The organism is Nocardia stercoris (assembly GCF_003696265.1).
GTDB lineage: Bacteria > Actinomycetota > Actinomycetes > Mycobacteriales > Mycobacteriaceae > Nocardia > Nocardia stercoris.
Map to the genome: position 1 here is coordinate 155,705 of NZ_RFFH01000003.1, position 21,434 is coordinate 177,138.

A 21,434-nucleotide genomic window follows, 5' to 3' on the forward strand; every position below is an offset into this window, starting at 1 on the left:
CTCCGGCCGGAGACCCCCGAACGGTCAGTGGCTCAGGTCGGCGAGTTCGGTGAACGTCGTGACCCACCGGTGCGGTTCGCGGGGCAGATTCGGTTCGCCGGGCCGGGTCACCCCGACCACCTGCCAGCCCGCCGCCACCGCGGCGTCCAGTTCGTCGGCCTGGTCGGACAGGAACACGATCTCGCCCGCGGGCACCCCGACGGCCGCCGCGATCGCCTGGTACGAGGCGATGTCGCGTTTCGGTCCGGCGTTAGTCAGGTCGAACCAGCCGCTGATCAGGTTGGACAGCTTGCCGTCTCGGGCAAAGGTGAACCAATCCTGTTGGTTGCGAATCGATCCCGAGGAATACACGTACAGGGTGCGGCCCGCCGCGTGCCAGGCCGTCAGCGCCGGCGGCACGTCGGGGAAGAACTCGCCGTACAGGTCGCCGGAGCGGAAACCCTCCGCGCAGATATAGCCCTGCGCGGTCTTCAGCGGCTCCGCCTTCACGTCGGCGTTCAGCCAGCCGCGCATGATCTCGACGACCTCGTCGAGGTCGGCGTCGGGCCGATCCGCCAGCTCGCGCACCCCGGCGACGACCTCGTCGGCCACGCCGCCGGCGTTTTCGGCCAGCCATTCCGGCAGCCGCTGCCGGGTGTAACCGTACAGCTCACCGCGTACCGCATCGGTCGGGCTGGTCGTGCCCTCGATGTCGACGACGATCGCCGAGACCACTGCGCTCATGAAGTCACCACCAATTCGTCCAGAGTCGGGAACCGCTCACCGATGGTGTTGCCGGAGAAGTCGCCGATCCAGCCGTCCTCCTCCTCGAAGAACCGCACCGCGACGAACTCCGGCTCGGTTCCCATATCGAACCAGTGCAGGGTCCCCGCCGGGACCGAGACCAGATCGCCTGCCTCGCAGACGGTTGCGAGGACCTCGTCGCCGAGGTGCAGGTAGAAGCAGCCGCGCCCGGCGGCGAAGAAGCGCACCTCGTCCTCGGCGTGCCGGTGCTCGGCGAGGAACTTGCCGCGCGCCCCGGCTGCCTTGGCCGGCCATTCCGGATCGGCGGCGTCGGGGTGGATGCGGGCCAGGTCGATGAACTTGAACCGGCCGTCGGCGTTCAATTCCTCTATGCGCCCGGCATATTCGGCCAGGATGTCGTCGGTGGCCGTGGTCGCGTCCAGCGTCTCGAGGATCGGCCAGCGGTCGAAATCGACTCCGCGCCGGTTCAATTCGGCCGCGATGACCGCCGGGTCGGAGGTCCGCAACCGTATGTCGGTGGCGTCGCTGTCGGCCATGATCTGCAACAGGGTCATTTCGGCTGCTCCTGAGAACTCTGTGGTGTCCGGTCCGGGTGACGGTCGGTCCCCGGTGTGCCCGGGTCGATCTCGCGCCGGCCGGTCAGGTGGGCCAGGCGGCTCATCGCCTCCAGGCACTCGGCGCGATCGCGGGCCTGTTCCAGGCTCGCGCCCCACGTGGTGATGCCGTGGCCGGCGATGAACAGCGCCGGCGGGCTGTCCGGGTGCTCGATCAGGTGACGCTCGATGTCGGCGCCGATCCGGGCGACCTCAGCATGATTGGCGAAGACCGGAATGTCGACGGTTTCGGTCGCGCCGAGTCCCTTGATGAGCTCGTATCCGGTGAACCGCAGGCGATCCGGCGCGCCGACCGACAGCGCGGTCGCGTACGGCGGGTGGACGTGCACGACCGCGGCGGCGTCGGTGGCCCGGTACACCGCGGTGTGAATCGTGGTCTCCGCGGACGGTTTCCGGCTGCCGGACACCTTCGCCGAGTCCGCGACGTTCACGGTCACCATGTCCGCGGCGGTCAATTCGCCCTTGGACAGGCCGCTTCCGGTGACCACGGCGCGTTCGCCGGCCCGGACCGAGATGTTGCCGGCGGTGCCGGGCATCCAGTCCCGGTCGTACAGGCCGCGGGCCGTGGCCGCGATCGCCGCGCCCGCGGCGGCGGTGAGCACGGTGCCGTAGCGGATGCCGTCCTCGGTGACCACGGCGGTCACCAGTTCCGGCGGGGTGACGTCGAAGGCGGGGTTGAAGACCGCGGTGCCGGCCGGTGCGGTCGCGACGCCGCCGACGTGGGTGATCTCGTGCGCGGACCGTTCCTCGACCACGATCTCGGCGCCGGTCGCGGTCGCCGGATCCAGCGTGGACTCCGGCGCCACCACGATGAACGGGATGCCGTGGGCGCGGGCCGCGAGGGCCAGCGGGTAGGTGCCGATCTTGTTGGCGACCGAGCCGTCGGCGGTGATCCGGTCCGCGCCGACCAGGACCGCGTCGACCTGGCCGGTGGCCATCGCCCAGGCCGCGGCCGAGTCGATGGTCAGCCGGTGCGGGATACCGGCCTCGGCCAGTTCCCACGCGGTGAGGCGGGCGCCCTGCAGCAGCGGGCGGGTCTCGTCGACCAGCACCGACTCGAGGACATCGCGGGCGTGGAGTTCGCGCAGGGCGCCGATCGCGGTGCCGTGGGCGGTGGTGGCCAGGCGGCCGGTGTTGCAGTGGGTGAGCACCCGCAGCGGGCGGCCCGGGACCAGTTCCTGGACCAGGTCGGCGGCGCGCGCGGCGGCGGCCCGGTTGACCCGGCCGTCCTCGGCCAGCAGCTCGAGTGCCGCCGCGAGCACGGCCTCGGCGCCCTCGGGGAGGCGGGCCAGCACGCGCTGCACCGCCCAGGCCAGGTTCACCGCGGTGGGCCGGGCGGCGACGATGCGCTGCGCCTCGGCCGTCACCTCCTCGATATCACCGCCGAACTTCTGCGCCGCGAGCACGACCCCGAACGCGCCGGCCACGCCGATCGCGGGCGCGCCGCGGACGGCGAGCGTCGAGATCGCGTCGATGACCTGGTCCACGGTCGTGATCCGCAGTTCCCGCAGCTCGTGCGGCAGCCCGCGTTGATCGATGGTGACCAGTGCACCGTCTTCCCACGCGATCGAACTCTCACTCAATCCGCCGTCTCCACCTTCCGCTCGCGCATCTCTCGCCGGTCGGTCGATCCGGCGGATTCGGGCATTTCGGATCAACGGTAGCGAACGCGGCGCGCGGCGCCCGGCTGTGGTTCCCCGGAGCGCCGTCTGTGTCACCGGCGGCGGCGCGGTGTCCGAGTTGCGGCATTGGTTTGACTGGTGAGGGTCGGTCGCGGTATCCAGTGACGCATGACTGTTTCGAATACCGCGACCGGCCGCGATGTCGTCGTGACGGCAATGGTCGCGACCACCTCGCTGGCGCCCGAGCTGGACGCCACCTGGTCGGCGCTCGTGGACGGCGCCAGCGGTATTCGGGCCCTCGACGACGATTTCCTCACCGAGTACGATCTGCCGGTCCGGATCGGTGGCCGGCTGGTCGAACACCCCAGCGTGCATCTGACCCGGATCGAGCAGCGCCGGCACTCGTATGTGCAGCAGCTGGCGTTGGTGCTGGGCCGGCAGGTGTGGGCCAAGGCGGGTACGCCCGGGGTCGACCCGGAGCGGCTGGCGGTCAGTATCGGCACCGGGCTCGGCGGCGGTGACGCCTTCATCTCCGCGATCGACGCCATCCGCGCGGGCGGGTATCGCAAGGTCGCCCCGCTGACCGTGCCGATGGTGATGCCGAACGGCCCGGCCGCGCGGGTCGGGCTGGAGGTCGGCGCCCGCGGTGGTGTCTTCGCCCCGACCTCGGCGTGCGCGTCGGGTGCGGAGGCGATCGCGCACGCGTGGCGGCTGATCGCGACCGGTGAGGCCGATGTGGTGGTCGCCGGTGGTGTGGAGAGCTACATCGAGGCGCTGCAGCTGTCCAGCTTCGCCATGCTGCGCGCTCTGAGCACCCGCAACGACGACCCGGCGGGCGCCTCCCGGCCGTTCGACCGCAGCCGTGACGGTTTCGTCTTCGGCGAGGCGGGCGCGCTGCTGGTGCTGGAGTCGGCGGAGTTCGCGGCCGCGCGCGGCGCGGCCGTGCACGGCCGGGTCCTGGGCGCCGGCATCACCTCCGACGGCTATCACCTCACCGGCACCGACCCGGAGGGCGCCGGTTCGGCGCGGGCGATGCGGAAGGCGATCGCGACGGCGGGTCTGGTGCCGGCCGATATCGAGCACGTCAACGCGCACGCGACGGCGACCCCGGTCGGCGACGTCTCCGAGGCCCGCGCGATCACCTCGGTGGTCCCGCACGCGAGCGTGTACGCGCCGAAGTCGGCACTGGGGCACTCGGTGGGGGCGGTCGGCGCCCTGGAGGCGATCCTGACACTGTGCACGCTGCGCGACGGAATCGTCCCGCCCACCTTGAATTTCAGTGAGCCCGACGAGGGTGTCGAGCTCGACATCGTGCACGGCGAGGCGCGCAAGCAGGCGATGAGCTACGCGCTGACCAACTCGTTCGGTTTCGGCGGGCACAACGTGACCCTCGCGCTGGGCCGCGCCTGATCCTCGAGCGTTGTCCCCACTGGGGACAACCCGACTCGAATCCGTCCGTGCCCCTTCCCGTTTCGGGTGTTATGGGCGACTCGGGACGGGGGTGGAACGAGTGTTGTTCACGTCCGGCGGCCGCCGATTGTGAATGGAACGCGTTCCTGTGGAGGAACGCGTTCCGCCTGGGGAATTCGCGGGTGATCCGGGGTCTCGCTGCGGCGGGCTCCGACCGACCGGTACGGTGCGGAAATGGCCTTCGTTCTCGACCACTCGGTCCACATCGACGCGCCCGCACAGACCGTGTGGGACGTCCTCACCGACTTCGCCGCCTACGCCGAATGGAACCCGTTCTGCCTGTCCTGTGAAGCCACCCTGGCGCCCGGCGCCCCGATCGACATGACCGTGAAGCTGATCGCGGGACGTGAAGTGCGGCAGCGGGAATGGATCCACACCGTCAACCCGGGTACCGGTTTCGGGTACAGCATGAAGCCGTATCCCGCGGGCGCGCTGCGCAGTCTGCGCACCCACACGATCACCCCGCAGGGCGACGGTTCCTGCCGCTACGATTCGCACTTCGAGATCGACGGTTGGCTGCGGCCGGTGGTCACCTCGATCATGGGCCCGGCGCTGCGCAGCGGCTTCGCGGCCATGACCGCCGCCGTGAAAGACCGTGCCGAGCAGCGCATGTGAACATCCAGTGACTCACGTCCGGATCCGGCTGTGGCGAAAGATCTTTCTCCACAACCGGATCCGGACATTGCACGTATTTTCCCGGCCTCGAACGGGCCTGGGGAATCAGCGCTGGTTGAGCGCCTCCAGGCGGGCGCACGCCGCCAGGTACTCCTCGACCAGCCGGCCCATGAGCGCACCGGTCCGTTCGACCTTCGTCATCATCCCGACGACCTGGCCGACCGGGTTGAACGCGACATCCTTCGCGGCCTCGGGGTAGCGGTGGCCGCGCTTGACCGCGTCGAGCGCGACCATCATCTGCATCGGCATGGGCAGCGGCGACGGAGTGTCGGAGCGCTCCCACGCCTCGGTCCAGTCGTTCTTGAGCATGCGGCACGGCTTACCGGTCCAGGACTTGGACCGCACGGTGTCGCTGCTGCTCGCGTCCAGCAGCGTCTGCTGCTGGGCCGGAGGCACATTCGCCTCCTCGACGGTCAGCCACAGCGAGCCGGTCCACGCGCCCGCGGCGCCCATGGCCAGCGCGGCCGCGATCTGCGCGCCGGAGCCGATGCCACCGGCGGCCAGCACCGGCAGGTCGCCGACGGCCTCGACGACCTGCGGCCACAACACCATCGAGGTGATCTCGCCGCAGTGGCCGCCGCCCTCGGTGCCCTGGCAGACCACGAAGTCGAGCCCGGCGTTCTTGTGGTTCATGGCGTGCTTGACGGAGCCGCACAGCGCGCCGATGAGCCGGCCCGACTCCTGGATCTTCTCGACGACGTCCTTGGGCGGGGTGCCGAGGGCGTTGGCGACCAGCTTGGCCTTGGGGTGGCGCAGGATCACCTCGACCTGCGGGGCGGCGGTGACCGCGGTCCAGCCGAGCAGCTGCGCGTGCTGCTCCTCCGGCGGCAGGTGCGGCACGTTGTGCGAGTTCAGCAGCTCCTCGGCGAATTCGCGGTGCCCGGCCGGAACCCGTTCCGCCAGAGCGGCTTCGAGTTGCTCGGGCGACAGGTCGTCCATCCCGGCGCCCTCGTAGCGGGCGGGGATCACCAGGTCGACACCGTAGAAGCCCTTCACGTGCTCGTCGAGCCAGGTGAGCTCGATCTCGAGCTGTTCGGCGCTGAACCCGACGGCGCCGAGCACGCCCATCCCGCCGGCGTTGCTGACCGCGGCGGCCACGTCGCGGCAGTGGGTGAAGGCGAAGATCGGGACGTCGATGCCCAGGCGATCACAAATCTCGGTGCGCATTACCTGCGTACTCCTCTTGGTGGATCCACCCGAACGGATGCCACGGTCGCGCGATCGATGGGCCGTCCGTCCGGCTCTCGCCTCCAGAGTAGAACAGGTTCTACTTTTTCGCTGGAAAATCTCGGCCATATCACAAGCGGCGTGTTGGCGGTAACGGATTTCGTGTCGGGTTCGTCTGTTGTTAGTATTCAGCCCGCTGAAGCAGCAGCCGAATCTTGTTGGAGGGCAACATGAAGCACGTCATCGGACTCATTTTCGCGGCAGTCATCACCGCTTCGACCCTGTCGGTCCCCGGGGTCATGCTCTGATTCGATCCGCCCGGATCGAACACAACTGATCGAACATATATTCGACACCATGGCGCCGGTGTGCGACCATCGGTGAGTGCCCGGATCGTCCACCAGTAGTTCTGCGCGCGATGCCGCCCAGCAGCGGCGGCCTCCACACGCCGCGCGGGCAGCGATCCTGCACGCCGACCTCGACTCGTTCTACGCCTCGGTCGAGCAGCGCGACAACCCACGCCTGCTCGGCCGACCGGTACTGGTCGGGGGCGGCGTCGTGCTGGCGGCGAGCTACGAGGCGAAAGCCTCCGGCGTGCGCACACCGATGAATGTGCAACAGGCACTGCGGTTGTGCCCGCACGCCGTCGTGGTACCGCCACGCATGCACGCCTATTCGGCGGCCAGCAAGGCGGTCTTCGAGATCTTTCGCGACACCACCCCCGAGGTCGAGGGCATCTCGATCGACGAGGCGTTCCTCGACGTCGGCGGGCTGTGGCGGATCGCCGGCTCCCCGGTCGAAATCGCCCAGCGGTTGCGCGCGCGGGTGCGTGCCGAGGTCGGCCTGCCGATCTCGGTCGGTATCGCGCGCACGAAATTCCTGGCCAAGGTGGCCAGCGCGGTCTCGAAGCCCGACGGCCTGCTGGAGGTACCGCCCGAGGGCGAGCTGCAGTTCCTGCACCCGCTGCCGGTCGAGCGGCTGTGGGGCGTCGGCGCGGTCACCGCTCGTGCGTTGCACGAGCGGGGTATTCGCCGCATCGGTGAACTGGCGGAACTGGGCGAGGGCCCGCTGGCCGCCGCGGTCGGACCGGCGGCCGGCCGCCATCTGTACGCGCTGTCGCGCGCTCAGGACCCGCGCCGGGTCGATACCGGGCGCCGGCGGCGCTCGATCGGTGCCCAGCGCGCTCTGGGCCGGCGGGTCCGCGCCGACGACGAGATCGAGGCCTACGCCCACGGTCTCGCCGACCGGCTCGGCCGGCGCCTGCGCGCGGCCCGGCGAGTATGCCGAACTGTGGTGCTGCGCATGCGATTCGACGATTTCACCCGCGCCACCCGCTCGCACACCCTGCCCGAGCCCACCGACCGCGACGCGGTCCTGCTGCACGCCGTCCGTACCCTGCTGACGGCGGCACTGCCGCTGATCCACGAGCGCGGCCTCACCCTGATCGGCCTGTCGCTCACCAATCTCGACGACGCCGACAGTATGCAACTGACCCTCCCGCTGGAAGCCCGCGCCGACTCCACGCTGGATTCCACGCTCGACGCACTACGCGACCGGTTCGGGTCCGACGCCGTCACGCGCGCCGCCCTACTGCACCGAGGTACCGGCCTGACGGTCCCGATGCTCCCCGACTGAGCCGTTCCGGTCACAATGAGCGGGCGCGTATGGCGTTCCGCGCCGTCATGACCCGGGAAGCTATGTGCGGCAGTGGATTCGGGTATGAGATGGAGTTGGTGCGGATGCTTCCGCGGTCGGCCGACGATGCGCGGCCCGCGGTCTGCCGGAGGGCTCGGTGAGCGAGGCGCCCCTGGTCGACGCGGGACGCGCTCTGCTCCGGCGCATGCGCGACGACATGGTCGAGGTACTCGCCCACCGGGCCGGCCCCCGGATGCAACGCACCCTGGGCGATCTGGCCGAAGAGGTCCGGGAGACGGAACGGATGAGCGCGGTCGACCAGGACGGCCGCGAACTGATCGGCGACCCGCCCGTCGCCCGCGATCCCACCGCCGCGAACTCGGATTCCGGCGCGGATGCGCGGGGACCGGTCCACGCGCCGGACCCGACCGCGGCGGACGGCTTTCTGGACTTGCCCATCGAGGAGCAGATCCGCCGGCTGGAGGCCGCGCACGGTATCCGGACCGACGCCGACTGGGCGCTCGAAATGAGCTTGTTCATGGAGGACAAGTTCCGCGATATCGGCTACATCTCCGGCCAGCCACGGCCGGAAACGATATTCGACGGTCCCGAGGGCTGGGCCAGCTGGCTCGACGCCCGGCGAAACCTCGACCGCGACATGTCGGTGGACCTCATGGGCGAAATACATCGGAGGCTGCAAATTCGGCACAGCCCGGAGATCGCCGGGCAGATGGGCGGGATCCCGATGCTGGGAATCGGTAGTCTGCGGAGGCCGTTGTCACGGAGCGAGCTGGCCGCCATCGAGGAGAACCCGCTGCTCACACATGTGTCGGGCCCGGTCCGCACCGAACCCTACGGGCTCGTGTTCGAGCCCGAAATCGCCGGTCGGCCCGGTGCTCGGACCGTGCGTCGGCTGGACGCCCTGCCTACGGCGGAGCAATTGGCCGCGATCGCAGACGATCCGCTGTCGACATACCATCCACCGGGCGGGCTGGTCGGTCAGCACGGTCAAATCAACCCGCCCACCGAGAACGGTCTGATCATTTACCCGCACTTCGGCAGCGTGGAGAATGCGCGCGCATTCCACGAGGAATTGTGCGACTGGTACAACGCCGCGAAGGTAGAGCCGGGTTCCGACCCTTACCGGCTGGCCGCCGAGTTCCAGCAGCGGCTCATTTCCGCGCACGCCTGGCAGGGCGACTTCCACGGCCGGCATTCGCGGATCCTGATGAACCTCGGGCTGGAGCAGGCGGGTAGGTCGCCGAGCGCTGTCGCCGTGTTCGACCACGACATGTTGACGTCGTCGTCGCAGTGGGCGGCGGAGGTCGAGGCCGGAAGCGCGCGGTATCGACAGTGGCAGAACAAGCTCGAAGCGGCCGGCGGGGACATCGGCCCGGTGGACCTGTTCGATCTCGGGCCGATGCGGCAGCGATACCGGGAGATGGGCGGCGAGCCCTCCCCGTTCCCGCCGGGCGAGTGGCACGACGGGGACAAGTACGAGCGGCTGCACGCGCAATTACGGTCGATGCCGTAAAGCCGGGCGTTGCGGTTCGGCAACCCTCCGACGAGGGGTAATACCGAGGTATTATGGTTACCCACGTGGAATATCAGTGGTGGATCGGCGCCCAGCCGTTGCTCGACCGCGCGCACATCGCCCGGTGGGAGGTGATCGAGGTGCTCTACTCGGCGACGCGCTGGCCCCGGCCGGCGAAGACCCCGAACGGCCTGTCCGTGCTTACTGTCTGGGGACGCACCGACGAGAACCGGCCCCTCGTGGTGCTGTTGCGCCGGCCGCGCCCCTACGCCACCTCCTGGCAGATCATGCTGGCCGCCCCGATGCGGCCCGATCAGCTCGCCGAATACACCGCATGGGAGGCACAGCGATGAACGACAGCTTCGAACCCGTAGGCGGCGACCCAGCCGATATCGTCGCCGGATTGGTCTTCGACGACACCGGCGCGGTCCCCGCGCTACCGCCGACCGCGGCGGAGACGGAACAGCACATGGTGACCACGTCGCTGAAATTGCCCGCGAGCCTGCGCGACCGGTTGCGCGAGGTGGCGGCGGACAGATGCGTCACCGCCTCGATGCTGATCCGGCAATACATCGAAATGGGTTTGGCCGCAGAACAACCCGAGCGAATGATCCCGCTGTCGGACGCGATCCGGGTACTCAGCGGCCTGCGCCCCACCGCCTGAGTCGCGCCGCGCAGAAGTCGACAGCGCCGCAGGTGGGGCGCTCAGTCCCGGAGCGGGTCGGTGGCGGCACGTGGGATCGGAGGGGCTGAAGATGTCGACGACCGCAGGGCCAGACGGTCACCTGCTCGTCGTAGCCCCCCTAGTGGATCCGGAACCGACGATTCAGAATGGATAGGTGCCGTGCGACCGGAACGGGTTCACCGCGGGCTGGTCGGTAATCGGCCGATCGGTTTCCATGCGGCGGATCCTGTGCCGGGTATTGCCGCTGGTGATTCTCGCTGTGACGATCACCGGCCTGTCCGGTCCAGCGGTCGCGCAACTCGATTGTCAGCCGATCGCGGGAAGATTCCGAAGCAGCGACCTGTGCACCGCGCTGAAAACCCCCGCGGAAGACGGCTTCGGGCAGTGGTGGAGTGTGTCTACGAAAACCAAGAGCCTCGCGAACTGCCAGGCTGCCGCGTCCTGGATTCAGGTCGTGGGTAACGCGGGGATAACCAACTGGCGGTGGAACAGGTCATACACATTCGCTCCGCTGACCGCATCGTCATATCGAGTCGCTTTCACCGGGACCCCGCTCCGCACCACGACGATCACGTTGACCACGCCTACATGGCCGGGCGAGACCGCGGTCCAGCAGAAATCCGTCGCCGAGTACATGCGGCGGGTACGGGCGCACGAGATAGGCCATGTACGAGTGCTCGCGGAGGTGGCGCGGGTGCAGACGGGTAGTGCCACCTTCACCGGCACCGCAACCGACGCCCGGCAATGGGGAGAGCAGTGGGTGGCCGAATCCGACACGCTCGCCAACGGCTCCGAGCAGAACTACGACACGGTCACCCGACACGGCGTCACCCAGCACCAGTTGGGTGGGTCGGACACGGTGTTCGGTGCTTGCCGAACCCGATGAGGCCCGGACCTTCAGTCCTGTGAATCGGCGGGCAGCAGCCCCCGGGCAACCAGATCGTCGAACAGCACCTGGTCTACCAGGGGCACCCGGGGACGGTCGGCGTAGCCGAACCAGTCGATCTCGGCGATCTCACTGCTCGGCGCGATGACGCCGGTGAAATCGGCGGTGTAACAAGCCATTCGGACCACCGTCGCGGTGTCACTCGATACCGCGGCCTCGTAGGTGCCCACGTGCGCGACCGTTTCCGGCAGGAGTGCCACGGTCAGCTCCTCGTCGATCTCCCGCAGCAGGGTCTGTAGATCCGTCTCGGCCCCTTCGCGTTTGCCGCCCGGGATGTAGAACTCGTCCTTGCCGGCCGGGCGAGCGCAGAGGATGCGGCCGCCCTCGATCAACACCCAGGCGACCGTGTCGATCAGCCGCGGATCCGGTTCAGTCAGCACCCGGGCAGCCTACGGCGCGTTGCCTTCCGGCGTCTCCGTGGGCGTGTGCGCGCGACCGCGTTCGGTCAGGTCGGTGAGTGCGGCCAGGTGGGCGGTGAAGGCGGTGCGGCCGAACTCGGTGAGCGACAGCCAGGTTCGCGGCCGACGGCCGACATGACCCTTGCGGATCCGCACGTAGCCCGCCTCTTCCAGCGTGACCGCGGCCTTCGACAGCGCGGAGGGCGCGATATCGCATTTCTCCGCGACGACGCCGAATTCGGCCTCGGCGCAGCCCGCCAGGAACGCGGCGGCCTTGAGCCGCGGCATCGTGGCGAAAGCTTCGTCGAGGCCACCCACTGCGCTCACCTCGCTGCGACGTGCTGCCGCAGGGCCGACATCCGCCACCAGGTCGAGATCCCGAGCAGCACGCCCAAGGCGACACATCCCCACCCGACCTCACGGGTCACCAGCCAGACCAGCCCGGCCAGCAGGATCTCGGTCGGAACGAGCCAGCCGGACACCCAGACCCACTGCGCCGGCACCGTGCTCCCGCTCGATCGCGGCAGTACACCCGCACGCACCGCCCGCCCGGCCACAAGGGCGAAGGCCACGATATTGAGAACGCACAGCACGGCACCGGCCGCGGCGAGCGCTGGCCGCCCGCCGCCGTGGGTGAGCGCGGCGGCGCCGAGCAGGCCGAATCCGGCCACATACGTCAGCCCGGCCACGGCGGGAAACCAGGCGGGTACCCGGGCGGCGCCGATCGCGGCGCGCTGTGCGGTGCGGGCGGCGTCGAGGGCCGCCGTGGGAGGTGTTTCGCTACTCATGCTGAAAGATTAGCATCTACTTTCCAATTAGAAAATAGATTCCATGTACGCGGTCGCGCAGCGTGCTGGGCGCGACCGCGCCCAGCACGCCCGGGATCAGCGCAGTCTGCCGAAGAACCGGCGGATGTCGTCGACCAGGATCTCCGGCGCCTCGTGCGCGGCATAGTGCCCGGCGGCGTCGTTGCCGCCACCCCGGACCGAACCGCTGTCGTAGCTGTTCCAGCTCACGATGTTCGCGTGGTCGCGCTCGGCGAACCGGCGGATGGACCGGAAGTCGCCGGCGAACATGGCCAGTGCGGTGGGTGTCGTGGTCGGGCCCTGCGGGTGATCGGTGGTGTGCGCGTCCTCGTAGTAGAAGCGCGTGGACGAGCCCGATGTGCCGGTCAGCCAGTAGATCGCGACGTTGCCTATCACGAACTCCGCGTCCAGGGACTCCCCGAACAGCTGCGCGTTCCAGCCCAGCAGCCCGACCGGGGAGTCGGCCAGCGCGTAGGCCAGGGTCTGCGGTTGCTGGCTGTGCAGCGTGTTGAAGGCCATCTTGTTCTGGTGGAACCACTGCAGGTGCTGCAGTGCCGCCGTGTCCGCCTCGGACAGGTCCGCCATCTCGGCCGGATCGCCGGAGGGGAACGAGAACAGCTGGGTCACATGGACTCCGGTGACGCGCTCCGGTGCCAGGCGGCCGATCTCGGGCGAGATCATCGAGCCACCGTCGTTGCCGATCGCGCCGTACCGCTCGTACCCGAGCCGGTCCATCAGTTCGACCCAGGCCGCGGCGGTCCGGTAGCGGTTCCAGCCGGTGCTGCGGGTCGGGCCGGAGAAGCCGAAGCCCGGCAGGGACGGGAGCACGACGTGGAAGGCCGGGTCGTCGGCGGATTCGGGCTCGGTGAGCAGGGTGACGATGTCGAGATATTCCAGGATCGAGCCCGGCCAGCCGTGAGTGAGGATCACCGGGGTCGCGTCGGGCCGGGACGAGCGGACGTGCAGGAAGTGGATGTCTTCGCCGTCGATCTCGGTGACGAACTGCGGATAGGCGTTGAGCTTCGATTCCAATGCGCGCCAGTCGAATTCCTCCAGCCAGTATTTGGCCAGGCCGCGGACCCGGTCCCCCGGCACGCCGTAGGTGTCGGCGGTGCCGGGCAGCTCGTCGGGCCACAGGGCGCGGCGGAGCCGATCGGTCAGGTCGTCGAGGCGGGACTGCGGAATGTCGATCTGGAAGGGCCGTACGGCGGTCATGGTCGCTCCTGGATTTGGATCGGAATGATTCGTTCTGTTTCAACCGTAACAGAACGAAGCATTCCGATCCAGTGGTAGTCTGAACTCATGTCCGAAACAGTCGAAACCCCAGCTCGGCGCGGTCGGTCCGGGCGGCAGGCGGAAGCGGCCCGCAACGACGGCATCATCCTGCGGGCCGCCCGCGAGGTCTTCCTGGCCGATGCGAACGCTCCCATCGCGGCGGTCGCGGAACGCGCCGGCGTCGGCATCAGCGCCCTCTACCGCCGGTACTCCTCCAAGGAGGTGCTGCTGCGTACCCTGTGCCTCGAAGGCCTGCGCCGCTACAACACCGAAGCCGAAGCGGCACTGGAGAATCCGGACGGCTGGGCGGCACTGGCCGGCTTCCTGCGGCGTGTGGTCGACGCCGACGTGCACTCGCTGACCGTGCGGCTGGCCGGCACCTTCACCCCGGACGCCGAATTCCTCCCGGAGGTGCGGCGATCGGGTGAACTGACCACGGAGATCGTGCGCCGGGCCCACGAGTCCACCCGGCTGCGCGCCGACGTGACCCCGCACGACCTCGGCCTGATCCTGGAGTCGTGCGCCGCGATCACCGTCCCCGACCCCGCGCGCACCACCGAACTCCGGCAGCGGATGCTGGCCCTGATCCTCGACGGGCTCACCGTCGGGTCGGAACTGCCGGGCCCGCCGCCGGCGCCCGGTGAGTTTGCTTACCGGTGGCGGTGAACGGGGCTGACGACCGGGGTGTTGTGTCGCGCGGCACGTGGGGGGACACACCTTCGATAGCTAACCTGTAGCTCGTGACTGCGACCAGCGACTCCCCCACCCGTGAGAAGTACTGGACCCTGGAAAACCGGCTGGCCGCCGCACTGCTGCTGCTCGCCGGATTCGTCGGCGCCATCGCGTTCGCCCGCTCCGACGGATACTTCGTCACCTTCATGACCGGCAACACCGAACGCGCGGTGGTCGGCGGGTTCGTCGGGCACGGCGGGATGGCGATCGGCGCCGCCGCCTTGATCGCCTGCTTCCTCGGCGGTGTGCTGGTCGGATCGATCCTGCGGCGGCGGTTCTGGCGCAATCCGCCCGGTGACTCGACTCTGCTGTGCACTGTCGCGCTCGCCGCCGGAACGGTTTGGGACAATTTCGCCTACTCCGACGAGACGCCGATCCCGTTGGGCCCCATTCTGTGTGTGGCCTTCGCGATGGGCGCGCTGAACACCGCCTTCGTCCGCAACGGCGAGGTCTCCATCCCGGTCACCTACGTGACCGGCACCATGGTGAAACTCATGCAGGGCATCGAGCGGCACCTGGCCGGCGGCACGTACCGCGAATGGCTCGGTTACGCCGTGCAGTACACGTTCTTCCTGCTCGGCGCCCTCCTCGGCGGGCTGCTGGCCCTGGTCACCCAGGGCAGCCGCTGGATGCTGTACGGCGCGACCATCGGCTGCGCCGTGGTCTGCGCCTACACGTGGTGGAAGTACCGGCGGTCCTGAGCTAGCGGCCGCGCTTGGGCCGCTTGTCCATCAGCCGCAGGATCAGCGGAGTGAAGATCAACTGCATGGCCAGCGCCATCTTTCCGCCCGGCACCACGATGCTGTTGTTCCGGGACATGAACGAATCGTGCAGCATCGACAGCAGATACGGGAAGTCGATCACCTTGGGGTCGGCGAACCGGATCACCACGAAACTCTCGTCGGCGGTCGGAATCGTGCGGGCGGTGAACGGATTCGAGGTGTCCACGGTCGGAACCCGCTGGAAGTTCACATAGGTCCGGGAGAACTGCGGGCAGATGTAGTTCACGTAGTCCGGCATCCGGCGCAGGATGGTGTCGATGATGGCCTCGTCCGAGTAGCCGCGTTCGTGCTTGTCCCGGTGCACCTTCTGGATCCACTCGAGGTTCACGATCGGCACGACCCCGACCAGCAGGTCGGCGTGGCGGGCCACGTTCACCGAGTCGGTGACCGCGGCGCCGTGCAGGCCCTCGTAGAACAGCAGGTCGCTGCCCGGGATCATCTCCTCCCAGGGTGTGAACGTACCCGGTTGCTGCCCATAGGGTTTCGCCTCCAGCTCGTTGTGCAGGTACTTGCGGGTGAGTCCGGTGCCGGTCTCGCCGTAGGTGCGGAACAGCTTCTCCAACTCCGGCAGCAGGTTCGCCCGCTCACCGAAGTGGGAGAAGCTGAGGTCCAGGTTCTCTTCGGCCTCGGCCATGGCCAGCCGCATTCCGTCGCGGTCGTAGCGATGGAACGAATCCCCTTCGACGATCACCGCATGGATCCCCTCCCGCCGGAAGATCTCCTGGAAGGTCCGGGTGACGCTGGTCGTCCCGGCCCCGGAGGACCCGGTGATGGCGACCACGGGATGTTTGACCGACATGACTTCCTTACCTTTCTTCTTGGGTGCTGGAAGCTACTGGCTGCCATAGGCTTTCCGGCACCCAGGAGCGTCGGGTATGGCTTTCATGGCTGAGCCGTTGATGGCCCAAGGGGATTGGCCGCCCGGCGCTCCGCGACGACTCGACCGCTGATTGAGATATGCGACCCGATCGCTTCGTAAGGACACGACGGCGCAGTCGTCTGCGGGATACCCGATCAACGCGTAGAGAACGGAAGTGCTTGTGCAACAACAGTTGTGGGCAGGAATCGACGCCGGGAAAGCGGCGCGCCACTGCGTCGTGATCGACACCGACGGCAAGCGGCTGCTGTCCCGCCGGATCGCGAACGACGAGCCCGCGCTGTTGGAACTGATCAACGCCGTCATCGGCCTGACCAGCGACGCCGAGGTGACATGGGCCATCGACCTCAACCACGGTGGTGCCGCACTTCTGATCGCCTTGCTTCTCAGCCGGGAGCAGCGGCTGCTGTACATTCCCGGCCGCACAGTGCACTGGGCAGCCGGAACCTACCGTGGCGACGCGAAAACAGACGCCAAAGACGCCGCCGTCATCGCTGACCAGGCCCGCATGCGTCGCGACCTGCAGCCCTTGCGTGTCGGTGACGAAGCCGCGGTCGAGCTGCGGATCCTGATCTCGCGGCACACCGATCTGGGCTGCGACCGCACCCGCGCGATCAACCGATTGCGCGCGCAGCTGCTGGACTACTTCCCGGCTCTCGAGCGCGCGTTCGATCTCGCGCACAACAAGGCGGCGCTGATCCTGCTCACCGGCTTCCAGACCCCCGACCAGCTCCGCAAGATCGGCGCCTCGCGTCTGGAAACATGGCTGCGTAACCGCAAGACACGCAACAGCGCCCGCGTCGCTGCCACCGCACTCGAAGCAGCCCGGTCGCAGCACGTCACCATCGCCGGGCAGCAACTCGGTGCGGCGATGGTCGCCCGTATGGCGCAAGAGGTCATCCAGCTCGACATCGAGATCACCGAGATCGAAGCGATGATCGAGCAGCGATTTCGCCGCCACCGCCACGCTGAAACCATCCTGAGCATGCCCGGCTTCGGTGTCCTGCTCGGCGCGGAATTCATCGCTGCGACCGGCGGTGACATGACCGCTTTCGACAGCGCGAACCGCCTCGCCGGCGTCGCCGGCCTGGCCCCGGTCCCCCGCGACTCCGGCAAAGTCAGCGGCAACCTCAAACGGCCACGCCGCTACGACCGACGCCTGCTGCGAGCGTGCTACCTCGCCGCCCAGATCGCCGCCATCAACGACACCGCATCCCGGACCTACTACCAGCGCAAGCGATCCGAAGGAAAAACCCACACCCAAGCCGTCATCGCCCTTGCCCGCCGCCGCATCAACGTCCTGTGGGCAATGCTCCGCACAAGCACGCCCTACCAGCCCATCCCAAGGGCCGCAGCGGCTTGACAAGGTCATTGAGAATCCCCTTTCAGCCCCGCGCCCGCCGGAACAGCGACCGCTGCCCGAACAGGGACGCGTCGAAGCGCGGCCCGTCCTCGGATTCGGTGTGGTAGTGCTGGATTCGCTGCACCTCGTTGCGCGACCCGAAGATCATGGGCACCCGCTGGTGCAGTTCGGCCGGCCGCACATCCAGTACCCGCTCGTGCCCGGTACTGGCCGCGCCGCCGGCCTGTTCGACGATGAACGCGATCGGATTCGCCCCGTACAACAACGACACCCGCCCCTGCGGGTAGCGGGTGTCGTACGGGTACAGGTACACCCCGCCCCGGGTCAGGATGTGGAACGCGTCCGCCACCAGCGACGCCACCCAGCGCATGTTGAAGTCCCGTTTGCGCGGCCCGGCCGCGCCGTCGAGGCACTCGTGGACGTAACGGCGGACCGGCGGCTCCCAGAACCGTTCGTTGGCGGCGTTGATGGCGAATCCCGTGGACTCCTGCGGAATTCGCATTCTCGGATGGGTCAGGACGAAGGCGCCGATCTCCCGGTCGAGGGTGAAACCGTCCACCCCGTCCCCGGTGGTGATCACCAGCAGGGTCGCGGCGCCGTACAGCGTGAACCCGGCGCACACCTGCTCGACCCCGGGCTGCAGGAAGTCCGCCGCCACCGGCGCGCGGTCGGTGTCGGGGCAACGCAGCACGCTGAATATCGTTCCGACCGGCAGATTCACGTCGATATTGGAGGATCCGTCGAGCGGGTCGAAGGCGAGCAGATACTTACCCCGGCGCTGGGTCACCGGGACCGGCTCGATCTCGCGGTTCTGTTCGGACAGCAGCGCACTCAGGTGGCCGGTCCACAACGCCTGGGCCAGCATGGCGTCGTGGGCGTGCGCGTCCATCCGCCGGTGCAGCGGCACACCGTCGCCGGAACCCGGGGCGATGGCGCCCCGGGTCACCTGATTGGCGATGATCTTCGTCGCGGTGGCGATCACGTTGAGCAGGGCGGAGAACTCCCCGGAGGATCCGGGGTGCCGGTGCTCCTGCTCGATCGTGTACCGGGTGAGCGTCGTCAATCCGTCGGGCATCGGTGGGTCGTCTCCTCGAGCTCGTGCCGATCACCCCGGATCCGGGGTCGATTCGGTTGCGGGGCCGGCCGCGAACACGCTGCTGCCCTCGACGTCGGTGACGGTCAGGGTCATCAGGTCGTCGCGGCTCACCGGGCGGTGCAGGCCGACGAGCCGGTTGGCCTGACGCAGCCGGCAGCGGTCCAGGGCATTGCGCACACTGCGCGCGTTGGCGAACCGGGGCCGCGGCATCCGCAGTTCCAGATAGCGGTCGAAAGCGGCGACCGCGTCCGGTGCGAAGGTGAAGTTCTGTTGCGCCACCATCAGTTCCGCGATGGCGAGCAACTCCGCCCGGGTGTAGTCGGGGAATTCGAGATGGTGGGCGACCCGGGAGGACAGGCCTGGGTTGGCGGAGAAGAACGTGTCCATCCGGTCCGGGTAGCCGGCGAAGATCACCACCAGGCTCGACCGCTCGGTTTCCATCTCCTGCAACAGGATCTCGATGACCTCCTGCCCGTAGTCCCGCTCGTTCTCCGGGCGGAACAGGTAGTAGGCCTCGTCGATGAACAGCACCCCGCCGGCGGCCTTGGCCAGGGCCTCCTTGGTCTTGGGCGCTGTGTGCCCGATGAACTGGCCCACCAGATCGTCGCGGGTCACCGTGTGCACCTTGGGTTTACGAATGTAGCCGAGGGCGTGCAGCAGTTCGGCCATGCGCAGCGCGACCGTCGTCTTCCCGGTGCCCGGCCCGCCGGTGAAGCTCATGTGCATGGTGGGGCGCACCGCCTGCAGGCCGAACTGCTGGCGGGCCCGGTCGATCAACAGCAGCGCCGCGATCTCGCGCACCCGCAGCTTCACCGCCGCCAGCCCGATCAGTTCCTCGTCCAGCCGGGCCAGGGTGTCCTCGACGTCCTTGCCCGCCAGATCGGTCGACAGATCGATCAGTGCGTCCGGCGGCAGCGACTCCGGACCCTCCGATTCGGGTGGGTCCTGCGCGCCGCGCCCCGGCCGGGCGGCCCCACCCGGCCGGTACATCCGGAACCCCGGGGCCGGGCGCTCGGAGCCGGGGCCCCGATTACCCGGTCCCGAGGACCGTTCCGCGCTCGCGCTCATTGCTGGTACCGGCCGCCGGGGGCCGCGTCGGTCGCGTACGGCTGCCAGCTGTAGCGCTGCCGCCGGTCGGCACCCTCGGTGCGGGTCAGCCGGAAGCCCGGCTCGATCGCCGGCCGCTGCACCAGGAAGCTCAGCGCCGTGGTCTGCCGCCCGTAGGAGGCGTCGTAGGCGTTGACCCGGACGTAGTGCTGCGGGAACGTCGCCCGGCAGGCGTTGATCTCGGCCAGCACCCCTTCGGGTTCGTCGAGGTCGAACAGCGGCAGCCCCCACATCTCCCAGTAGACGTTGCGCGGATGCGGGTCGTCGGTGTATTCGATCGACACCGGCCAGTTGTTGAGCAGGGCGTAGCGGACCTGGTCGCCGATCTCGGTGTCGGTGAGGTCCGGCAGGTGCGAGAAGGTTCCCTGACGCAGATACATGGCGGCACTGCTCCTTTCAGCGGCTGGCCGTCGGCACCGCGTCGGGTGCGTCGGTGGAGGTGTATTCGAAGGTGACGTCACCCCAGGTGGCCAGCGCGACGTCGAGCGGCCGGTTGCTCTGCGCCGCCTTGCGCAGTACGTCCGGGCCCTCCTTCAGCAGGTCACGACCTTCGTTGCGGGCCTTCACGACCGCTTCCAGCGCCACCCGGTTGGCCTCGGCGCCCGCGGCGATCCCGAGCGGATGCCCGATCGTGCCGCCACCGAACTGCAGCACCACGTCGTCGCCGAACAGGTCGAGCAGCTGATGCATCTGGCCGGCGTGGATGCCGCCGGAGGCGACCGGCATCACGCCGGGCAGGCTCGCCCAGTCCTGGTCGAAGAAGATGCCGTTGCGCGGGTTGGCGGGAATGTGGCCGTCGCGCAACGTGTCGTAGAAGCCCTTCACGCTGTACGGGTCGCCCTCGAGCTTGCCGATCACGGTGCCGGCGTGCAGATGGTCGACGCCGATCAGCCGGCACCACTTGGCCAGTACGCGGAAGCTCACCCCGTGTGTCTTCTGCCGGGTGAAGGTGGAGTGCCCGGCCCGGTGCAGGTGCAGCAGCATGCCGTTGCGCCTGGCCCACAAGGACATCGACTGCATGGCGGTGTAACCGACGGTGAGGTCGATCATCACGATCGGGCTGCCCAGTTCCTTCGCGAACTCGGCGCGCTCGTACATGTCCTCCATGGTGGCAGCCGTGACATTGAGGTAATGGCCCTTCAATTCACCGGTTTCGGCGACGGCGCGGTTGACCCCCTCCATGGCGAACAGGAAACGGTCCCGCCAGCGCATGAACGGCTGGGAGTTGATGTTCTCGTCGTCCTTGGTGAAGTCCAGTCCGCCCTTACAGGCTTCGTAGACCACGCGGCCGTAGTTGCGTGCCGACAGACCCAGTTTCGGCTTCACGGTCGCACCGAGCAGTGGTCGCCCGTATTTGTTCAGATACTCACGTTCCATAACGATTCCGTGCGCAGGACCCTGAAAGGTCTTGACATACGCCACCGGAATTCGCATGTCCTCGAGCCGCAACGCCGACAGCGGCTTGAACCCGAACACGTTGCCGATCACCGAGGAGGTCAGATTGGTGATCGACCCCTCCTCGAACAGGTCGAGGTCGTAGGCGATGTAGGCGAAGTACTCGCCGTCCCTACCTGGAACCGGTTCTACGCGATAGCATTTGGCCTGATAGCGGTCGTGTGCGGTGAGCCGGTCGGTCCACACCACGGTCCACGTGGCGGTGGAGGACTCGCCGGCCACGGCCGCCGCGGCCTCGATGGGGTCCACGCCCGGCTGGGGTGTCACCCGGAACACCGCGAGAACGTCGGTGTCCTTGGGCTCGTAGTCGGCGTCGTAGTAACCCATCGATGCGTACGAGTGCACGCCCGGATCCCACCGGTCCCGGCTGGATTCGTCGGCCATCACATTCCTCCTGTCGAATGGGGTTGTGCGCCTTGCGAATTCCAGGATGCCCGGGGGTACCTCCACA

The 21,434-nt window shown here is 68.5% G+C and carries 23 protein-coding genes; 10 read left to right on the forward strand and 13 right to left on the reverse strand.

Translation table 11 applies throughout. The features are described from left to right. Nucleotides 1-24 precede the first annotated feature (24 nt). Genes mtnC through mtnA form a run of 3 tightly spaced genes read right to left on the reverse strand, consistent with a single transcriptional unit; the run spans nt 25 to nt 2,941 of the window. The gene (gene mtnC, locus EBN03_RS09220) at nt 25-723 is read right to left on the reverse strand and encodes an acireductone synthase (protein WP_325052062.1); all 699 of its coding nucleotides are present in this window, start codon (nt 721-723) and stop codon (nt 25-27) included. Further along, complete coding sequence (locus EBN03_RS09225) at nt 720-1,298, reverse strand: 1,2-dihydroxy-3-keto-5-methylthiopentene dioxygenase (RefSeq protein WP_122187535.1); 579 nt, start codon at nt 1,296-1,298, stop codon at nt 720-722. Before EBN03_RS09225 ends, mtnC begins: the two co-directional genes overlap by 4 nt. Continuing rightward, nucleotides 1,295-2,941 carry an S-methyl-5-thioribose-1-phosphate isomerase gene (gene mtnA, locus EBN03_RS09230; RefSeq protein WP_122187536.1) on the reverse strand — a complete coding sequence of 549 codons (1,647 nt, stop codon included), beginning with the start codon at nt 2,939-2,941 and terminating at the stop codon, nt 1,295-1,297. The genes EBN03_RS09225 and mtnA overlap by 4 nt, the downstream gene beginning before the upstream one ends. A gap of 207 nt (nt 2,942-3,148) precedes the next feature. Between mtnA and EBN03_RS09235 the strand changes: the two genes are divergently transcribed. Both EBN03_RS09235 and EBN03_RS09240 read left to right on the forward strand, forming a co-directional pair. After that, on the forward strand, nt 3,149-4,390 hold the full coding sequence (locus EBN03_RS09235) for a KasA/KasB family beta-ketoacyl-ACP synthase (RefSeq protein WP_122187537.1): 1,242 nt from the start codon (nt 3,149-3,151) through the stop codon (nt 4,388-4,390). A gap of 234 nt (nt 4,391-4,624) precedes the next feature. Beyond that, entirely contained in the window at nt 4,625-5,065 is a 441-nt protein-coding gene (locus EBN03_RS09240) for an SRPBCC domain-containing protein (protein WP_122187538.1), read from the forward strand. A 105-nt stretch (nt 5,066-5,170) separates the two neighbouring features. On the opposite strand, the gene EBN03_RS09245 is transcribed toward EBN03_RS09240, so the two are convergent. Continuing rightward, nucleotides 5,171-6,292 carry a nitronate monooxygenase gene (locus EBN03_RS09245; RefSeq protein ID WP_122187539.1) on the reverse strand — a complete coding sequence of 374 codons (1,122 nt, stop codon included), beginning with the start codon at nt 6,290-6,292 and terminating at the stop codon, nt 5,171-5,173. 462 nt (nt 6,293-6,754) lie between these two features. On the opposite strand from EBN03_RS09245, the gene dinB reads away from it, so the two are divergent. From dinB to EBN03_RS35975, 5 genes are all read left to right on the forward strand, one after another. Then, on the forward strand, nt 6,755-7,927 hold the full coding sequence (dinB, locus tag EBN03_RS09250; RefSeq protein WP_122187862.1) for a DNA polymerase IV: 1,173 nt from the start codon (nt 6,755-6,757) through the stop codon (nt 7,925-7,927). Nucleotides 7,928-8,084: 157 nt separating this feature from the next. Continuing rightward, entirely contained in the window at nt 8,085-9,461 is a 1,377-nt protein-coding gene (locus tag EBN03_RS09255; protein WP_122187540.1) for a hypothetical protein, read from the forward strand. A 65-nt stretch (nt 9,462-9,526) separates the two neighbouring features. Beyond that, nucleotides 9,527-9,814 carry a hypothetical protein gene (locus tag EBN03_RS09260; RefSeq protein ID WP_122187541.1) on the forward strand — a complete coding sequence of 96 codons (288 nt, stop codon included), beginning with the start codon at nt 9,527-9,529 and terminating at the stop codon, nt 9,812-9,814. Continuing rightward, nucleotides 9,811-10,125: a ribbon-helix-helix domain-containing protein gene (locus tag EBN03_RS09265; protein WP_122187542.1), complete on the forward strand. Its 315-nt coding sequence runs from the start codon at nt 9,811-9,813 to the stop codon at nt 10,123-10,125. Before EBN03_RS09260 ends, EBN03_RS09265 begins: the two co-directional genes overlap by 4 nt. A gap of 595 nt (nt 10,126-10,720) precedes the next feature. Next, nucleotides 10,721-11,032, forward strand: coding sequence for a hypothetical protein (locus EBN03_RS35975; protein ID WP_456093811.1), 312 nt, complete (start codon nt 10,721-10,723; stop codon nt 11,030-11,032). 11 nt (nt 11,033-11,043) lie between these two features. On the opposite strand, the gene EBN03_RS09275 is transcribed toward EBN03_RS35975, so the two are convergent. The 4 genes from EBN03_RS09275 to EBN03_RS09290 form a co-directional block, all read right to left on the reverse strand. Next, on the reverse strand, nt 11,044-11,472 hold the full coding sequence (locus EBN03_RS09275; protein ID WP_122187544.1) for an NUDIX hydrolase: 429 nt from the start codon (nt 11,470-11,472) through the stop codon (nt 11,044-11,046). 9 nt (nt 11,473-11,481) lie between these two features. Beyond that, complete coding sequence (locus tag EBN03_RS09280) at nt 11,482-11,808, reverse strand: transcriptional regulator (protein ID WP_199742687.1); 327 nt, start codon at nt 11,806-11,808, stop codon at nt 11,482-11,484. A 5-nt stretch (nt 11,809-11,813) separates the two neighbouring features. After that, nucleotides 11,814-12,278: a hypothetical protein gene (locus tag EBN03_RS09285; RefSeq protein WP_122187545.1), complete on the reverse strand. Its 465-nt coding sequence runs from the start codon at nt 12,276-12,278 to the stop codon at nt 11,814-11,816. Nucleotides 12,279-12,374: 96 nt separating this feature from the next. Then, complete coding sequence (locus EBN03_RS09290) at nt 12,375-13,511, reverse strand: epoxide hydrolase family protein (protein WP_122187546.1); 1,137 nt, start codon at nt 13,509-13,511, stop codon at nt 12,375-12,377. Nucleotides 13,512-13,598: 87 nt separating this feature from the next. Here EBN03_RS09290 and EBN03_RS09295 point away from each other — a divergent pair, with 87 nt between their 5' ends. Continuing rightward, nucleotides 13,599-14,237, forward strand: coding sequence for a TetR/AcrR family transcriptional regulator (locus EBN03_RS09295; RefSeq protein ID WP_122187547.1), 639 nt, complete (start codon nt 13,599-13,601; stop codon nt 14,235-14,237). Between the two features lie 74 nt (nt 14,238-14,311). Beyond that, nucleotides 14,312-15,004, forward strand: a complete 693-nt coding sequence (locus EBN03_RS09300) for a YoaK family protein (RefSeq protein WP_122187548.1) — start codon at nt 14,312-14,314, stop codon at nt 15,002-15,004. 1 nt (nt 15,005) lies between these two features. On the opposite strand, the gene EBN03_RS09305 is transcribed toward EBN03_RS09300, so the two are convergent. Then, nucleotides 15,006-15,884, reverse strand: a complete 879-nt coding sequence (locus EBN03_RS09305; protein WP_122187549.1) for a phosphoribulokinase — start codon at nt 15,882-15,884, stop codon at nt 15,006-15,008. A gap of 241 nt (nt 15,885-16,125) precedes the next feature. Between EBN03_RS09305 and EBN03_RS09310 the strand changes: the two genes are divergently transcribed. Beyond that, the gene (locus EBN03_RS09310; protein ID WP_122187550.1) at nt 16,126-17,325 is read left to right on the forward strand and encodes an IS110 family RNA-guided transposase; all 1,200 of its coding nucleotides are present in this window, start codon (nt 16,126-16,128) and stop codon (nt 17,323-17,325) included. Between the two features lie 22 nt (nt 17,326-17,347). Here EBN03_RS09310 and EBN03_RS09315 read toward each other — a convergent pair whose 3' ends face one another. From EBN03_RS09315 to EBN03_RS09330, 4 genes are read right to left on the reverse strand one after another with little or no spacing between them, the layout of a single operon-like run. Further along, nucleotides 17,348-18,400: a class 1 fructose-bisphosphatase gene (locus EBN03_RS09315; RefSeq protein ID WP_122187551.1), complete on the reverse strand. Its 1,053-nt coding sequence runs from the start codon at nt 18,398-18,400 to the stop codon at nt 17,348-17,350. 30 nt (nt 18,401-18,430) lie between these two features. Beyond that, a complete protein-coding gene (locus EBN03_RS09320) occupies nt 18,431-19,489 on the reverse strand; it encodes an AAA family ATPase (RefSeq protein ID WP_199742688.1) in 1,059 nt (352 codons plus the stop codon). Continuing rightward, entirely contained in the window at nt 19,486-19,908 is a 423-nt protein-coding gene (locus EBN03_RS09325; protein WP_122187553.1) for a ribulose bisphosphate carboxylase small subunit, read from the reverse strand. Before EBN03_RS09325 ends, EBN03_RS09320 begins: the two co-directional genes overlap by 4 nt. Nucleotides 19,909-19,924: 16 nt before the next feature. After that, the gene (locus tag EBN03_RS09330) at nt 19,925-21,367 is read right to left on the reverse strand and encodes a form I ribulose bisphosphate carboxylase large subunit (RefSeq protein WP_122187554.1); all 1,443 of its coding nucleotides are present in this window, start codon (nt 21,365-21,367) and stop codon (nt 19,925-19,927) included. Nucleotides 21,368-21,434: the final 67 nt, after the last annotated feature.

Bases quoted from the DNA above. Each gene is read 5' to 3' on its own strand.
- mtnC (WP_325052062.1), bottom strand. From the start codon at position 723: ATGAGCGCAGTGGTCTCGGCGATCGTCGTCGACATCGAGGGCACGACC.
- EBN03_RS09225 (WP_122187535.1), bottom strand. From the start codon at position 1,298: ATGACCCTGTTGCAGATCATGGCCGACAGCGACGCCACCGACATACGG.
- EBN03_RS09235 (WP_122187537.1), top strand. From the start codon at position 3,149: ATGACTGTTTCGAATACCGCGACCGGCCGCGATGTCGTCGTGACGGCA.
- EBN03_RS09240 (WP_122187538.1), top strand. From the start codon at position 4,625: ATGGCCTTCGTTCTCGACCACTCGGTCCACATCGACGCGCCCGCACAG.
- EBN03_RS09245 (WP_122187539.1), bottom strand. From the start codon at position 6,292: ATGCGCACCGAGATTTGTGATCGCCTGGGCATCGACGTCCCGATCTTC.
- EBN03_RS09265 (WP_122187542.1), top strand. From the start codon at position 9,811: ATGAACGACAGCTTCGAACCCGTAGGCGGCGACCCAGCCGATATCGTC.
- EBN03_RS09285 (WP_122187545.1), bottom strand. From the start codon at position 12,278: ATGAGTAGCGAAACACCTCCCACGGCGGCCCTCGACGCCGCCCGCACC.
- EBN03_RS09290 (WP_122187546.1), bottom strand. From the start codon at position 13,511: ATGACCGCCGTACGGCCCTTCCAGATCGACATTCCGCAGTCCCGCCTC.
- EBN03_RS09295 (WP_122187547.1), top strand. From the start codon at position 13,599: ATGTCCGAAACAGTCGAAACCCCAGCTCGGCGCGGTCGGTCCGGGCGG.
- EBN03_RS09305 (WP_122187549.1), bottom strand. From the start codon at position 15,884: ATGTCGGTCAAACATCCCGTGGTCGCCATCACCGGGTCCTCCGGGGCC.
- EBN03_RS09315 (WP_122187551.1), bottom strand. From the start codon at position 18,400: ATGCCCGACGGATTGACGACGCTCACCCGGTACACGATCGAGCAGGAG.
- EBN03_RS09320 (WP_199742688.1), bottom strand. From the start codon at position 19,489: ATGAGCGCGAGCGCGGAACGGTCCTCGGGACCGGGTAATCGGGGCCCC.
- EBN03_RS09325 (WP_122187553.1), bottom strand. From the start codon at position 19,908: ATGTATCTGCGTCAGGGAACCTTCTCGCACCTGCCGGACCTCACCGAC.
- EBN03_RS09330 (WP_122187554.1), bottom strand. From the start codon at position 21,367: ATGGCCGACGAATCCAGCCGGGACCGGTGGGATCCGGGCGTGCACTCG.